Source organism: Nocardia sp. CA-145437 (assembly GCF_050956485.1).
Lineage (GTDB): Bacteria > Actinomycetota > Actinomycetes > Mycobacteriales > Mycobacteriaceae > Nocardia.
On record NZ_CP191204.1, the window covers coordinates 1,671,717 to 1,688,841 of the forward strand.

Annotated in this window: 4 protein-coding genes; all 4 read left to right on the forward strand. The window is 73.1% G+C overall.

Annotation, left to right across the window (positions count from 1 at the left end):
- Positions 1-25: 25 nt before the first annotated feature.
- Genes ACQPYY_RS07310 through ACQPYY_RS07325 form a run of 4 tightly spaced genes read left to right on the forward strand, consistent with a single transcriptional unit; the run spans position 26 to position 17,081 of the window.
- Positions 26-9,034, forward strand: a complete 9,009-nt coding sequence (locus ACQPYY_RS07310; protein ID WP_433593184.1) for a type I polyketide synthase — start codon at positions 26-28, stop codon at positions 9,032-9,034.
- Positions 9,035-9,049: 15 nt separating this feature from the next.
- Positions 9,050-15,277, forward strand: a complete 6,228-nt coding sequence (locus ACQPYY_RS07315; RefSeq protein ID WP_433593185.1) for a type I polyketide synthase — start codon at positions 9,050-9,052, stop codon at positions 15,275-15,277.
- Positions 15,277-16,866 (forward strand): acyl-CoA carboxylase subunit beta, encoded by a 1,590-nt coding sequence (locus ACQPYY_RS07320; RefSeq protein WP_433593186.1) that lies wholly within the window; start codon positions 15,277-15,279, stop codon positions 16,864-16,866. Before ACQPYY_RS07315 ends, ACQPYY_RS07320 begins: the two co-directional genes overlap by 1 nt.
- Entirely contained in the window at positions 16,863-17,081 is a 219-nt protein-coding gene (locus tag ACQPYY_RS07325; RefSeq protein ID WP_433593187.1) for a hypothetical protein, read from the forward strand. Before ACQPYY_RS07320 ends, ACQPYY_RS07325 begins: the two co-directional genes overlap by 4 nt.
- Positions 17,082-17,125: the final 44 nt, after the last annotated feature.

Here is a 17,125-nt window from a genome sequence, read left to right on the forward strand (position 1 = left end):
GACCTCAACCGAAAGGCGACGGCCGATGTCCGACCAGGCGAAGCTGCGCGAATACCTCAAGCGTGCGATCGCGGATTCCCACCAGGCCCGCAAGCAGCTGGCCGCCGTCGAGGAATCGATGCGCGAGCCGATCGCCGTCGTGGGACTGGGATGTCGCTACCCGGGCGGGGTCGTGAACCCGGCGGGACTGTGGGACCTGGTCACCCGGGGCGCGGACGCGGTCTCGGAATTCCCGACCAACCGCGGCTGGGACCTGGGCTCGCTGTTCGACAGCGACGCCGCGCAGGCCGGCCGGTCCTACAGCCGCGGCGGCGGATTCCTGCTCGACGCGGACCAGTTCGACGCGGGCTTCTTCGGACTGTCCCCGCGTGAGGCGCTGGCCATGGACCCGCAGCAGCGCCTGCTGCTCGAAACCGGCTGGGAGGCCCTGGAATCGGCGGGGCTGGTGCCGCGTGCGCTACGCGGCACCCAGACCGGTGTGTTCGCCGGGCTCATGTACTCCGACTACGGCGCGCGGCCGGGTGTGGGCGGGGAGTTCGAGGGGTATCTGTTCGCCGGCAGCGCGGGCAGTATCGCGGTGGGCCGGCTGGCGTACCTGCTGGGCCTGGAGGGTCCGGCGATCTCGGTCGACACCGCGTGCTCGTCCTCGCTGGTGGCGCTGCACCTGGCGGCGCAGTCCCTGCGGCGCGGGGAATGCGACCTGGCGCTGGCCGGTGGCGTGACGGTGATGTCGACACCGCAGGCGTTCGTGGAGTTCTCGCGTCTGCGCGGTCTGTCGGAGGACGGCCGCTGCCGCTCCTACGGCGCCGGCGCCGATGGGACCGGCTGGGCCGAGGGCGCTGGTTTGCTTGTGCTGCAACGCTTGTCGGACGCAGTGGCGGCGGGCCGGGAGGTGCTGGCCGTTATCCGCGGCAGCGCGATCAATCAGGACGGCGCTTCCAACGGCCTGACCGCGCCGTCCGGCCCCGCGCAGGAGCGGGTCATCCGGGCGGCCCTGGCCGACAGCCGGCTGTCCGCGAGTGAGGTCGACGCGGTCGAGGGCCACGGCACCGGCACCCGGCTCGGCGACCCGATCGAGGCGCGGGCCCTGCTGGCCACCTACGGCAGCGATCGGGCCGCCCGGCAGCCGCTGCTGCTCGGCTCGCTGAAATCCAACTTCGGGCACTCCCAGGCCGCCGCGGGCGTGGGCGGCGTGATCAAGATGATCGAGGCCATGCGGCACGGCGTGCTGCCCCGCACCCTGCACGCGGAAACCCCGACCCCCGAGGTGGATTGGTCCTCGGGGGCGGTGGAGCTGCTCGTGGAGCCCCGGGACTGGCCCGAGACCGGGCAGCCGCGCCGGGCCGGTGTGTCGTCGTTCGGGTTCGGCGGCACCAACGCCCACGTGATCGTCGAACAGGCTCCGGCGCCGGAAACCGCTGAGCCGCAGCCGATCACGGTGGAACTGCCCGTGGTGCCGTGGCTCGTCTCGGGCCGGACGCCGGAGGCCGTCGCCGCGCAGACCGCCAGACTGCGTGAGTACGTGGCGGGTTCGCCCGCCGGTGCGCTGGATATCGCCTACTCGCTGGCCACCGCGCGCACCGCCTTCGAGCACCGCACCGTGTTGTGGCCCGGCGCGGACGCCGCCGACACCGCGCCCATCGTCGCCGGTGAGGGCGGGCTGGGCGTGGTGTTCACCGGTCAGGGCGCGCAGCGAATCGGCATGGGCGCGGAGCTGGCGGCCCGTTTCCCGGTCTACGCCGAGGCCCTGGACGAGATCGCGGCCCTGCTGGATCCGCTGCTCGGCCGCTCGCTGCGGGAGCTGATCACCAGCGGTGACGGTCTCGACGGCACCGGGATGGCCCAGCCCGCGCTGTTCGCCGTCGAGGTCGCCCAGTGGCGGCTGTTGCGCTCCTGGGGCGTGAATGTTCGTGCGGTGGCGGGCCATTCGGTGGGTGAGTTCGCGGCCGCGCATGTGGCCGGTGTGCTGTCGTTGGCCGACGCGGCGCGTTTGGTGGCGGCTCGTGGCGCGTTGATGCAGGCGCTGGCGGCGGGTGGTGCGATGGTCGCTGTTTCGGTGTCGGAGGCGACGGTGCTGCCGCTGTTGGGCGATCTGGTGTCGATCGCTGCGGTGAACGGTCCGGAGTCGGTGGTGCTGTCGGGTCCGGAGGAGGCGGTGCTGGCGGTCGTGGCCCTGTTGGTCTGCCGTCACAAGCGGTTGACCGTGAGCCACGCCTTCCACTCGGCCCTGATGGACCCCATGCTCGAGCAGTTCCGCGCGGCCGCCGAGACCATCACCTACTCGCCGTCCACCATCCCGTTCGTCTCCACCCTCACCGGCCAGGTCGCCGAGCCGGCGGGCGCGGACTACTGGGTGGACCAGGTGCGCGGGGCCGTCCGCTTCGCCGACGCCGCGAAGACGCTCGCCGGACTCGGCGTCGACGCCATCGCGGAGATCGGGCCCGACGCCGTCCTCACCCCGCTGCTGGAAGCCGTCACCGACACCCCCGCGATCGCGCTGCAGCGCCGCGACAGCGCCGAAGCCGACACCCTCGTCCGCGGCCTCGCGAGCCTGCACACACACGGCATCGGCATCGACTGGGAGGCGTTCTTCGCCGGCACCGGCGCCCGCCGGGTCACGCTGCCCACCTACGCGTTCCAGCGCGAGCGGTACTGGCTGCACCCCAATACGGCCTCGGCCGCCTCGGGTTTCGACCCGATCGACCACCCGATCCTCACCGGCGTGCTGCACCTGTCCGACATCGACGGCACGCTGCTCACCGGTGTGCTCGACCCCAATACCCAGCCCTGGCTGACCCAACACAGCATCGACGGCGCCACCATCGTCCCTGGCACCCTGCTGCTCGAGTTGGCCTTCCGGGCCGCCGCCGAAGCCGCCGAAGAACTCTCCCGGGTCGAGGAATTCACCATCGCCGCGCCCCTGGAACTCACCGATCAGCCGGTGACGATCCGGGTCAGCATCGCCGCCGCCGACGACCACGGCAAGCGACAGGTGGAGATCCGCTCCCGCGTGGCAGGCGGCCAGGACTGGCGATTGCACGCCACCGGCCTGCTGGGCGGGGCCGACGCGAGCACCGACCTCGGCGTGATCGGCGAGTGGCCCCCGCGCGGCGCGCAGGAAGTCGACCTCACCGGGGCCTACGACCGCGCGGCCGACCACGGCTACGAGTACGGCCCGGTGTTCAACGGCTTGCGCAAGCTGTGGCGACGCGGCGAGGACCTGTTCGCCGAACTCGCCCTCGACGACGAGTACGCCGCCGGGGCCGACCGGTTCACCGTGCACCCCGCCCTGCTCGACGCCGCGGCGCACGCCCTGGTCCCGGGCATCTCCGACACCGATCGGCCCGCGCTGCTGCCGTTCTCGTGGTCCGGGGTCGCGATCCCCGAATTCCCGGCGACGGCGCTGCGGGTCCGGATCGCCCCGGCCGGGCGTGACGCGGTCGACATGCTCATCGCCGACGGATCCGGGGCGACCCTGATCGCCGTGGCAGCGCTGGCCCTGCGCCCGCAGGCCGCGGCCGGTGCGGACCAGACGCTGTTCGAGCTGGAGTGGAGCGAAATACCCACTCCTGCAGCGGCATCCGATCGCAGCGGGTGGGTGGCGGTCGGCGAGGTGCCGGGCGTGCAGACCCGGTACGCCGAGCTGGACGAGGTCACCGGCACGCCCGCCGTGGTCGTGGTCAGGCTGCCCGCCGCCGAGCAGGACGCGGAGATCCCTTCCGCCACACACGATGTCGTCCACCGCGCCCTCGCGGTCGTGCGCACCGCCATCGTCGACGAGCGGTTCGCGAATTCCCGGCTGGTATTCCTCACCGAGTCCGCGGCCGGTCCTTCCGCGGCGAACCTGCCGCAGACCGGAGCCTGGGGCCTGGTCCGCGCGGCCCAGACCGAACACCCGGAGCGGTTCACGCTCATCGACGTCGGCACCGACGCCGGTGCGTGGGACGCCCTCGACGCCGCCATCGCGAGCGGTGAGCCGCAGGTGTCGATTCGCGGTGGGGCCCTGCATGTCCCGCGCCTGATCCGCGCCCGCTCCGCCACCGTCGACACCGATCCGTGGACGCGGGGCATGGTGCTGATCACCGGCGGCACCGGCACTCTCGGCGCGGCCCTCGCCCGGCACCTGGTCGACACCCACGGCACCCGCTCGCTGCTGCTGCTGAGCCGCCGCGGTCTCGACGCGCCCGGCGCGACCGACCTGCGGACCGAATTGACCGAGCGCGGAGCGGAAGTCACGGTCCTCGCCTGCGACGTCACCGATCCGGCCGAGCTGGCCGCCGTCATCGCCGCGCACCCGGTGCACGCGGTCGTGCACACCGCGGGCGTACTCGCCGACGGCATCGTGGAATCGCTGACCCCCGACCAGGTCACCAGCGTGCTGCGGCCCAAGGTCGACGCGGCCTGGGCGCTGCACCAGGCCACCCGCGATCTGGAACTCGGTGCGTTCGTGCTGTTCTCGTCGCTGGCGGGCCTGGTCGGCACGGCCGGTCAGGCGAATTACGCCGCCGCCAACACCTTCCTCGACGCGCTCGCCGAGCACCGCCGCTCGCTCGGACTGCCCGCGGTGTCCATCGCGTACGGCCTGTGGGAGCAGGCCAGCGGCATCACCGACGAGATGAGCGCCGTCGACCGCGAGCGCATCCGCCGCCTCGGCGTCCTGCCGCTGCCGACCGCGGCCGGGCTGCACGCCTTCGATGTGGCCACGGCCCTCGACGTCCCGCTGCTCGCGGTCACCGGCCTCGACACCGCCGCCCTGCGGTCCTCCGGCGACATCCCGGCGATGTTCCGCCGCCTGGCCCCCGCGACCCGCGCCCGCAAGGCTCCGCGCGACGGATTCGCCGCCCGCCTGGCCCCGCTGTCCGAGACCGAGCGCGCCGCGGCCCTGCTGGATCTGGTCCGCACCAATGCCGCCGCGGTCCTGGGGCATTCGGGCTCCAGCGCCGTCGGCGCGGACCGGTCCTTCCAGGATCTCGGGTTCGATTCGCTGACCGCGGTCGAACTGCGCAACCGGCTGGCCGAGGCCACCGGCGTGCGCCTGCCCGCCACCCTGGTCTTCGACTACCCGACGCCCGTGAGCCTGTCGGAGCGGCTGTCCGATGCGCTGGTCGGCGCGCGGCCGCAGGGCGTGGCGACGGCCACGGTGACCGCCCGGGACGACGAACCGATCGCCATCGTCGGCGTCGGTTGCCGCTACCCCGGCGGCGTCACCGATCCGGACCAGTTGTGGGACCTCGTGTTCCACGGCGTCGACGCGGTCTCGGAATTCCCGACCAACCGCGGCTGGGACCTGGGCTCGCTGTTCGACAGCGACGCCGAACAGGCCGGACGGTCCTACAGCCGCGGCGGCGGATTCCTGATGGACGCGGACCTGTTCGACGCGGGCTTCTTCGGACTGTCCCCGCGGGAGGCCCTGGCCGTCGACCCGCAGCAGCGCCTGCTGCTCGAAACCGGCTGGGAAGCCCTGGAATCCGCGGGCATCGTGCCCCGCAGCCTGCGCGGCTCACGGACCGGCGTGTTCGCGGGGGTGATGTACTCCGACTACGGCGCGCGCCCCGGCGTCGGCGGCGAACACGAGGGCTACCTGTTCGCCGGCAGCGCGGGCAGCATCGCGGTGGGCCGCCTGGCCTACTCGCTGGGCCTCGAAGGACCCGCGATCTCGGTCGACACGGCCTGCTCGTCGTCCCTGGTGGCGCTGCACCTGGCGGCGCAATCCCTGCGTCGCGGCGAATGCGACCTGGCTTTGGCCGGCGGCGTGACCGTCATGTCCACGCCGCAGGCGTTCGTGGAGTTCTCCCGCCTGCGCGGCCTGTCGGTGGACGGCCGGTGCCGATCCTTCGGCGCGGGCGCCGACGGCACCGGCTGGTCCGAAGGCGCGGGACTGCTCGCGCTGCAACGACTCTCCGACGCGCGCCGCGAGGGCCGCGAGGTGCTGGCCGTGCTGCGCGGCTCGGCCGTCAACCAGGACGGCGCGTCCAACGGGCTGACCGCGCCCAACGGCCCGTCCCAGGAACGCGTCATCCGCGACGCGCTCGCCGACGCCGCCCTGCTCGCCTCCGAGGTCGACGCGGTCGAGGGCCACGGCACCGGCACCCGCCTCGGCGACCCCATCGAGGCCCAGGCCCTGCTCGCCACCTACGGCAGCGACCGGGCGGGCGACCGTCCCCTGCTGCTGGGCTCGCTCAAGTCCAACGTCGGGCACTCGCAGGCCGCCGCGGGCGTGGGCGGCGTGATCAAGATGATCCAGGCCATGCGCCGGGGCGTGCTGCCGCGCACCCTGCACGCGGAAACCCCGTCGCCCGAGGTGGATTGGTCGGCCGGGTCCGTGGAACTGCTGAACGAGGTACGGGACTGGCCCGAGACCGGGCAGCCGCGCCGGGCCGGTGTGTCGTCGTTCGGCTTCGGCGGCACCAACGCGCACGTCATCGTCGAACAGGCCCCGGAGCCGGAAACGGCCGAGCCGCAGACGGTCTCGCTGGAACTGCCGGCGGTGCCGTGGCTGATCTCCGGTCGCACCCCGGCCGCGGTCGACGCCCAGGCGGCCCGGCTGCGGGAATTCCTCGCGAATTCGACCGTGCGGGAACTGGATATCGCGTACTCGCTCGCCACCGCGCGCACCCCCTTCGAACACCGGGCCGCCGTGGTCGGCGGCGACACCGGGGAACTGGTCGCCGCGCTCGCCGACGCGCCGCCGGTCACCGCGCGATCGGGCGGCATCGCCTTCGTCTTCACCGGTCAGGGCGCACAGCGCCTCGGTATGGGAATGAGCCTGTACGAACACTTCCCGGTCTTCGCCGCCGCGTTCGACGAGGCCGCCGCGCACCTCGACCCGCTACTGGGCCGGTCGGTGCGCGAGCTGATCACCACCGGTGACGGTCTCGACGGCACCGGGATGGCCCAGCCCGCGCTGTTCGCCGTCGAAGTCGCCTTGGCGCGACTGCTGGCGCACTGGGGGATTCGCTGCGACTACGTCGCCGGGCATTCGGTGGGTGAGTTCGCGGCCGCGCACGTGGCCGGTGTGCTGTCGTTGGCCGACGCCGCGCGTTTGGTGGCGGCTCGTGGCGCGTTGATGCAGGCGCTGCCGGCGGGTGGTGCGATGGTCGCTGTTTCGGTGTCGGAGGCGACGGTGCTGCCGCTGTTGGGCGATCTGGTGTCGATCGCTGCGGTGAACGGTCCGGAGTCGGTGGTGCTGTCGGGTCCGGAGGAGGCGGTGCTGGCGGTCGTGACCCAGTTGGACTGCCGCCATAAGCGGTTGACCGTGAGCCACGCCTTCCACTCGGCCCTGATGGACCCCATGCTCGACGAATTCCGTGCCGTCGCGGAATCGGTCACCTACTCCGCACCGGCCATCCCGTTCGTCTCGACCGTCACCGGTCGGATCGCCGAACCCACCACCGCGCGGTACTGGGTCGACCAGATTCGCCGGCCGGTCCGGTTCGCGGATGCCGCAACCACTCTGGCCGCCCTCGACGTCACCGTGCTGGCCGAGGTCGGACCCGACGCGGTGCTCACGCCGCTGGCCGACCAGGTCACCGACACCGCCGCCATCGCCCTGCAACGCCGCGGCACCGAGGAGGCCCGCACCCTCATCGCCGGTGTGGCGCAACTGCACTCCCTCGGCGCGACCGTCGACTGGGAGGCGTTCTTCACCGGGACCGGCGCGCGCCGGGTCGCGCTGCCCACCTACGCGTTCCAGCGCGACCGGTACTGGCTGCACCCGACCGCCTCCACCGCCGCCTCGGGTTTCGACCCGATCGAGCACCCCGTGCTGACCGGCGTGCTGCACCTGCCCGACGCCGACAGCGTGCTGCTCACCGGCGTCCTGAACCCGAACGCGCTGCCCTGGCTGGCCGCCCACACCACACCCGCGACCACCCTGGTCCCGCCCGCCGTCCTCGTCGACCTCCTGCTGCGGGCCGGCGACGAAGTCGGCGCGGACCACCTCGAGCAGCTGGAACTGACCCGGCCGCTCACCGTCCCCGCGGGCCAGGAGGCCCAGCTGCACGTGGTCATCGGCGCCGCCGACGACACCGGCCGCCGCACCGCCGGAATCCGGGCCAGGTCCGCGGGCGGCGCCTGGACCGCCATCGCCACCGGCGCCCTCGCCCGCGGCGGCGATCCGGGCACCCCGGTGTCGGCCGACCAGCCCGCCGAGCACCACCTGCCCGCCGAATCGGCCATCCAGGCCACCGGATTCGCCCTGCACCCGCAACTGCTGGACGCGGCTCTGCCGAGCACCCTCGGCACGGATTCGCTGCTGGCACCGGTCATCTGGCGGAACGTGCGCCTGTACGCCACGGGCGCGGACGCCGTCCGGGCCCACGTGCGACCGGTGGACGGAGACGTGGTCACCGCGTATCTGACCGATCCGGCCGGGAACCCGGTGTTCAGCGCCGAGGCCGTCGAGTTCCGGACCCTCGAACTCGGCATCGACAGCGAAACCCCGGGCGACACCGGGCGATCCGCGCCGGTTCGCCCGGCCGCCGTCACGGCCGACACCGCCGAGGTGCTGCGGGCCCGGCTCGCCGATCTCGACGAGACCCAGCAGCTCGACGCCGTGGTGGACACGGTTCGTGCTCAGCTGGCCGCGGTGCTCGGCATCACGGACCCCCTGAGCATCGAGGCCGACCGCCCGTTCCAGGAACTCGGCATGGACTCCATGACCGCGGTGCAGCTGCGCAACCGCCTCTCCCTGGCGACCGGAACCACGGTGCCCGCCACCGCGGTCTTCGACCGGCCCACCCCCGCCGACCTGGCCGCGTTCGTCCTCGACGCCCTGCGCCCGCCCGCCCCCGCCGACGTGCTGTGGGCCGAGCTGGACCGCTGGGAACGCGTCGCCGACGACCTCGGCGCGGCCGACCGCGGCCGGATCGCCGAGCGGCTGCGCGAGCTGGCCGGCCGGTGGGCGGCGAACCCGGCCACCGAGAGCCCCGCGGCCGAGGCCGTCGACGCACACCTCGCCACCGCCTCGGCCGAGGAACTCCTGAGCTTCATCGACGGCGAACTCGGCCGCATTTCCGACCACGAGCTGGGCTGAAAGAGGACACCGGCAATGCCTGAAGACAAGAAACTGGTCGAGTACCTGCGCTGGGCCACAGCCGAACTCACCAAGGCCAAGGGCCGCATCACCGAACTCGAATCGGCGTCGGCCGAACCCATCGCGGTCGTGGCTCAGGCCTGCCGCTACCCGGGCGGCGTGAACTCCGCCGCCCAGCTGTGGGACCTGGTCGACACCGGCACCGACGCCATCACCGAATGGCCCGCCGACCGCGGCTGGGACGTCGCGGCCCTCTACGATCCCGACCCCGAGCACATCGGCACCTCGACCACCCGCCACGGCGGATTCATCGATCACGCCACCGATTTCGACGCCGGGCTGTTCGGCATCTCCCCGCGCGAGGCCCTCGGCATGGACCCCCAGCAGCGGGTCGTGCTCGAAACCGCCTGGGAACTCTTCGAATCCGCGGGCATCGATCCGATGTCGCTGCGCGGCAGCGGCACCGGCGTCTTCGTCGGCGCCGGCGAGCAGAGCTACCTCGACCTGGCCGCGCCGCCCGACCTCGAGGGCTACGCCATGACCGGGCGACTGGGCAGCGTGGTCTCGGGACGGCTCGCCTACACCTTCGGGTTCGAGGGCCCCGCCCTCACCGTCGACACCGCGTGCTCGTCCTCGCTGGTCGCCGTGCACCTCGCGGCGCAGGCGCTGCGCCGCGGCGAATGCGACCTCGCGGTGGCCGGTGGCGTCACCGTCTACGGACACCCCGGCGGCTACATCGAATTCTCGCGGCAGCGCGGCCTGTCCGCCGACGGCCGCTGCAAGTCCTACGGCGCGGGCGCGGACGGCACCGGCTGGTCGGAGGGCGTGGGTCTGCTCGCACTGCAACGCCTCTCGGACGCCGTCGCCTCCGGCCGCGAGGTGCTCGCCGTCCTGCGCGGCTCCGCGGTCAACCAGGACGGCGCGTCCAACGGGCTCACCGCGCCCAACGGCCCCTCCCAGGAACGCGTGATCCGCGCGGCCCTGGCCGACGCCGGACTCTCCGCCGCCGAGGTGGACGCCGTCGAGGGCCACGGCACCGGCACCCGGCTGGGCGACCCGATCGAGGCCCAGGCGCTGCTGGCCACCTATGGCAGGGAACGCACCGCGGCGCGGCCGCTGTGGCTGGGATCGATGAAATCCAATATCGGGCACACGGTCGCGGCGGCGGGCGTCGGCGGCGTCATCAAGATGATCGAGGCCATCCGCCACGGCGTGCTGCCCAAGACCCTGCACTCGGAGACGCCCAACCCGGATGTGGATTGGTCGTCGGGCACGGTGCGCCTGCTGAACGAAGCCCAGCCCTGGCCCGAGACCGGGGCTCCGCGCCGGGCCGCGGTGTCCTCGTTCGGCGTCAGCGGCACCAACGCCCACATCGTCATCGAACAGGCTCCCGCGCCGGAAGCGCCGGAATCGCGGCCGGATGCGGTGGAATCCTCGGAATCCGCCGCGCCGCAGCCCGTTCGGCTGCCCGCACTGCCCTGGCCGGTGTCCGGCAAGTCCGCGGCCGCGGCCCGGGCGCAGGCGGCCGCGCTGGCGGAATTCGCCGCCGACACCGACGTTCGGGACCTGGACATCGCGTACTCGCTCGCGACCGCCCGCACCCAGCTGGAGTACCGGACCGTCGCCGTCGGCCGTGACCGCGCGGCACTGCTCGCCGGACTGACCGCCGACCCGACCTCCACCCGGACCGGCAAGACCGCCTTCGTCTTCACCGGTCAGGGCGCCCAGCGCCCCGGCATGGGCCTGCGCCTCCACGACGCCTTCCCGGCCTTCGCCGCCGCGTTCGACGAGGTCTGCGGCCACCTGGACCCGCTGCTGGATCGACCGCTGCGCGACGAGATCACCTCGGGCGAGCGGCTCGACGAAACCGCCGTCACCCAGCCCGCCCTCTTCGCCGTCGAATACGCGCTGGCGAAGCTGGTGGCGTCCTGGGGCATTCGCGCCGACTACCTCACCGGCCACTCGGTCGGCGAACTCGTCGCCGCCCAGCAGGCGGGCGTGTTGTCGCTGGCCGACGCCGCCACCCTGGTCGCCGCGCGGGCCCGCCTCATGAACTCGCTGCCGCGCGGGGCGATGCTCGCGGTGCGCGCGGGCGAGGACGCCGTGCGCGACCAGCTCTCCGACCGGGTGAGCCTCGCCGGCGTCAACGGACCCGCCTCGGTGGTGCTCGCCGGCTCGGCCGAGGACCTGGAGGCCATCGCGGAAACCCTGGGACAGCGCGGGATCCGCTCCCGCCGCCTGGCCGTCAGCCACGCCTTCCACTCCCACCACATGGACCCGATCCTCGACGAGTTCGAGGCGGTGGCCCGCGGACTCACCTTCCGGCCCGCCCGCATGCCCATCGTGTCCAACGTGACCGGCGCGCTCGCAGCCCCCGGCGACCACGCCGATCCCGCATACTGGCCACGCCACATTCGCGGCACCGTCCGGTTCTCCGAGGGCGTCGCCGCCCTGGCCGCGGCCGGGGTGACCAAGTTCGTGGAGATCGGGCCCGACGCCATCCTCAGCGCACTGGTCGACGAAACCCTCCAGGACCGCCCGCACATCTCGATCCCGGTGCTGCGCCGCACCGCCGAGGACGACGAGTCCGCCCTCGCCGCCGTCGCCGCCCTGCACGCCAATGGCGTGCGGGTCGACTGGGAACAGGTGTTCGCGGGCACCGGCGCGCGTCGAATCAGCCTGCCCACCTACGCCTTCCAGCGCTCTCGGCACTGGGCGGGCGACACCGCCATCGGGGCCGTCGGCACCGGGTCCGCCCTCGGCCACCCCGTCCTCGAGGTGGCGGTCGACCTGGCCGACAGCGCCGCCGACGGTGTGGTCGCCACCGGCCGCCTGTCCCGCCGGCAGCGCTGGATCGAACCGGGCGCGCCCGTCCCCGCCGCCGTCCTGGTGGAACTCGCCACCCGCGCCGCGGACGAACTCGGCTGCACCGAACTGTCCGCCTTGGCCGTTCGCACCCCGCTGACCATGCCCGCCGGGGCCGACCTGCACATCCAGGCCCGGGTCGGCGGCCTGCTGGACAGCGGCGACCGCACGGTGTCGATCCACTCCCGGGCCTCGGGATCCTCGGGACCGTGGACCCTGCACGCCCGCGGCACCGCCCGATTGCGCATCGGCGCACCGGATTTCGAACTCGCGGAGTGGCCGCCGGCGGCGGCCGACGACGAGAGCCACGCCGAGGTCGCGCTGCCGGACGAATTCGCGGCCGAGGCAGCCGCTTTCGGCGTGCACCCGGTGCTGGTGCACGCCGCGCTGGCCGCTGTCGCCCCCGGAACCGTGCGGGAACTGCGGGACGTCCGGCTGTTCTCCACCGGTGCGACGGCCCTGCGGGTGCTGGCTCGCACCGGCGGCGACGGCTCGACCACGCTGCTGCTCGCCGACCGGGCGGGCGTGGCCGTCGCCACCCTGCGCGCGGTGACCACGCCGGTGGAATCGATTGCGGCGCGGCCGGATATCGACGAGATGGCGTTCACCGTCGACTGGATGCCCGCCGCCGTCAGCGGTCGCGCCATCCGCTGGGGTGCGGTCTCCGGCACCGAGCAACTCCCCGAGGTGGGGGAGACCACCCTGTTCACGGACTTGGCCGAGGCCGCCACCGCGGACAAGCCGGTCGACGCCATCCTGGCCCCGATCGGCGCCGCGCCGACCGGCGACCCGATCCTCGGCGCGCACGAACTCTCCCGGCGTGCGTTGACTCTCGTGCAGCGCTGGATCGCCGTCGAGGACCGCACCGCCGCACCGCTGGTCGTGGTGACCGAGCGGGCCATGGGCTCCGGGGCCACCGACGTCGCCGCCGCGAGTGTATGGGGTCTGCTGCGCTCGGCCCAGTCGGAGCTGCCCGGCCGCATCGTGCTGGCCGACATCGACGACGACCCGGCCTCGACCGCCGCCCTGTCCGCGGTCGTCACGGCCGGGGAACCCCAGGTCGTGATTCGCGAAGGCCGCGTCTTCGTGCCGCGACTGCACCGCGTCGCCCTGCCCGCCCCGGCCCGCTGGGCGGGGGAGTGCGTGCTGATCACCGGTGGTACCGGCTCGCTGGGCGCCATGCTGGCCCGCCACCTGGTCACCGACCGCGGGGTCGGGCGCCTGGTGCTGCTCAGCCGTCGCGGCCTGGAAAGCCCGGGGGCGGAAGCGCTCCGGGCCGAACTGACGGCGGCCGGCGCACAGGTCGACATAGTCGCGTGCGACGCCGCCGACCGCGACGCCCTGGCCGCCGTGCTCGCCGCACACCCGGTGACCGCGATCGTCCACACCGCGGGCGCCACCGACGACGGACTGCTGCGCGACCTCGACCCGGACCGCCTGGCCGCGGTCCTGCGCCCGAAGGCCGACGCCGCCTGGCTGCTGCACGAACTCACCCTCGACCGTGAACTCACCGCGTTCGTGCTGTTCTCCTCGGTGGCCGGGATCATCGGCGGCCCGGGCCAGGGCAACTACGCCGCGGCCAACGTCTTCCTCGACGCGCTCGCCGCCCACCGCGCCGGACGCGGCCTGCCCGCCACCTCCATCGCCTGGGGCCTGTGGGAGCAGGAGGGCGGCATCAGCGGCCACCTCGACGACGCCGACAAACAGCGCATCGCGCGCGGCGGCTTCCCGGCCCTGCCCGCCGAATCCGGGCTGGCCCTGCTCGACGCGGCCGCCGGATCGGAACGGACCCTGGTCGTGGCCACCCCGCTGGAACTGTCCGCCATCCGGGCCCGGCCGACCCGGCTGCTCTCGGGCCTGCTGCCCACCCAGCGCGCGGTGGCGGGCAATGCCGAGGCCGCCGTCTCGATCACCGAACTGCTGCGCGGCCGCACCCCGGCCGAACAGCACGCCCTGGTGCTCGACCTCGTGCTGCGCGAAGCCGCCGCCGTCCTCGGCCACCAGGGCGCCGAAGCACTCGACAGCACACGGGAATTCAGCGAAGCGGGCTTCGACTCGCTGGCCACCGTCGAATTCCGCAACCGGCTGCAGGCCGCGTTCGGGACCCGGCTGCCCGCCACCGTCGCCTACGATCACCCGACCCCCGAGGCGCTCGCGGCGTTCATCCTCGCCGAATCCGGCGACGGTGCGGCCGGGGCCATCGACTTCGCCGCCGAAGTGCGCCTGGCCGACGACATCCGCCCCGCGGACACCGTCGTCCGGGTCGCCACCGATCCCGATCACGTATTGCTCACCGGCGCTTCGGGATTCCTCGGCGCGTTCATGCTGCGCGACCTCATGAGAACCACCGAGGCCGTGGTGCACTGCGTGATCCGCGGCGCGGACGAGGCCGCCGCGACCGCGCGGCTGATCGCCAACCTGGAGTTCTACCGGGTGTCGGGCGAGGTGGACCTGAACCGGGTTCGCGTCATCGTCGGCGATCTCGCGGCCCCGCGACTCGGGTTGTCCGAGCACGACTTCGACGATCTCGCGAAGCTGGTCGACGTGGTGTTCCACGCGGGGGCGACCGTGCACTGGCTCCAGCCCTACCCGCTGCTGCGTGACGCCAATGTCGGTGGCACCGAGGAGATCCTGCGCCTGGCCGCCCGCCACCGGACAGTCCCGGTGCACTACGTCTCCACCGTCGGCGTCTTCCCGGGCGCACCCGCGGACGGCGCGCCGCTGGCCGTGGACGACCCGACCGGTCCGCCCGAGGTGCTGCCCAGCGGCTACCTGCGCACCAAATGGGTGGCCGAGCAGAACATCGGACTGGCCCGCGACCGCGGCCTGCCGGTCTCGGTGTACCGCGTCGACGTGATCTCCGGCGACCAGCGCCACGGCGCCTGCCAGACCCGCGACTTCGTCTGGCTCACCCTCAAGGGCATCATCCAGGCGCGGGCCGTGCCGCCCGTCGGCGACGGCTACTTCCACCTGGCCCCGGTCGACTACGTCAGCGCCGCCATCGTCGCTTTGGCGGCGAACCCGGACGCCGCCGAGCGAACCTTCCACCTGCACAACCCGCTTCGGGTCGCGCTGCCGGACCTGGTCGAGCGGCTGCGGGCCATGGGCTATTCGATCGAGGACCGCGACCGGGCCGACTGGCTCGCCGAGATCGGCGCCACCACCGACAACGCCCTGGTCCCGCTGCTCGACGCCTTCGAGGCCATGATCGGCGACACCGCGGCCTTCTACCCGGCCATCGACGTGTCCGCGACCGAGGCCATGCTGACCGGCACCGGCATCGTGTGCCCGCCGGTGTCGGGCGACCTCTTCCGCACCTACGTCCAATTCTTCATCGAGTCGGGCCATTTCCCGGCGCCGGAACGGAGTGAGCACTGATGACCGAACTCGTCGAACGGCCCGTCACCACCGCGCCCGCGCGGCTGCGATCCCGGGTCGAGGAATTGCGCGGTGTCAAACACGAAGCCGTGCACGGCATCCCGTCGAGCGCCACCGAACGGCAGCACTCGATCGGGAAGCTCACCGTGCGCGAGCGGCTGGAGCTGCTGTTCGATCCGGGCACCTTCCGTGAGGTCGACCAGCTGCGCCGGCACCGGGCCACCGCCTTCGGCATGGCCGACCGCAAACCGCACACCGACGGCGTGGTCACCGGCTGGGGAAAGGTGCACGGCCGCACCGTCTTCGCCTACGGCCACGACTTCCGGATCTTCGGCGGCTCACTCGGCGAGGCGCACGCGGAGAAGATCCACAAGCTCATGGACCTGGCCGAGGCCGCGGGCGCGCCGCTGGTCGGCCTCAATGACGGCGCGGGCGCGCGCATCCACGAGGGCGTCACCGCGCTGGCCGGATACGGCGGCATCTTCCGCCGCCACGTCCGCGCCTCCGGCGTCATCCCGCAGATCAGCGTGATGCTCGGCCCGTGCGCGGGCGGCGCGGCCTACTCGCCCGCGCTCACCGACTTCGTGTTCATGGTGCGCGGCATCTCCCAGATGTACGTGACCGGACCGGATGTGGTGCGCACCGTCACCGGCGAGCAGGTGTCCCACGACGAACTCGGCGGCGCGGACGTGCACGGCTCCGGTTCCGGTGTCGCGGGATTCGTGTACGACACCGAGGAAGAGTGCCTCGAGGAAGTGCGCTACCTGATCTCGCTGCTGCCCGCCAACAATCGCGAACGCCCGCCCGCCGTCGAGACCGGCGACGCGCCCGACCGGCGCAACGACGTGCTCGCCGACCTGGTGCCCGCCGACTCCACCCAGGCCTACGACATGCGGGCCGTCATCGAGGAGATCGTCGACGACGGAGAGTATTTCGAGGTGCACGCGCACTGGGCCCGCAATATCCTCTGCGTCTTCGCCCGCCTCGGCGGCGAGGTGGTCGGCATCGTCGCCAACCAGCCCTGCGTGCTGGCCGGCGTGCTCGACATCGAAGCCTCCGAGAAGGCCGCGCGTTTCGTGCAGACCTGCGACGCGTTCAACATCCCCATCGTCACCCTGGTCGACGTGCCCGGCTTCCTGCCCGGCACCGGCCAGGAACACGCGGGCATCATCCGGCACGGCGCGAAACTGCTCTACGCCTACTGCAACGCCACCGTCCCGCGGGTGCAGGTGATCCTGCGCAAGGCTTTCGGCGGCGCGTACATCGTCATGGACTCCCGATCCATCGGCGCGGACCTGTCCTTCGCCTGGCCCTCCAACGAGGTCGCCGTCATGGGCGCGGAGGGGGCCGCGCAGGTGATCTTCCGGCGCGAGATCGGTTCCGCACCCGACCCGGATCTGGTTCGGGCGCAACGGATCAAGGAATACCAGCAGGAGCTGATGCATCCCTACTACGCCGCCGAACGCGGCCTGGTCGACGATGTCATCGACCCCGCCGACACCCGGGCCGTGCTCATCGACAGCCTGGCCATGCTCGCCGCCAAACACGCGCCCATCCCGGCCCGCAAGCACGGGAACCCGCCCGCATGAGCGGCGGGACGGGGGTACTCGCGGGCGAGACCGGGGTGCTGGCGGTGGAATCGGGCCGGCCGGGCGACGACGAACTCGTAGCCCTGGTCCTGGCCCTGACCGCCGTCACCCGACCGGCGCGGCGGAAAGCGGAGGTCCGGGCGGCGGCCTGGACCCTGCCCGCGCCCGCACAGCAGCCGCCCATCTCGTGGCGGCATCGGGGTCAGTCCCGCTGACCCGGGGTCCCGATGGGCGGCAGCGTGGCCGCCCATCGGGACCT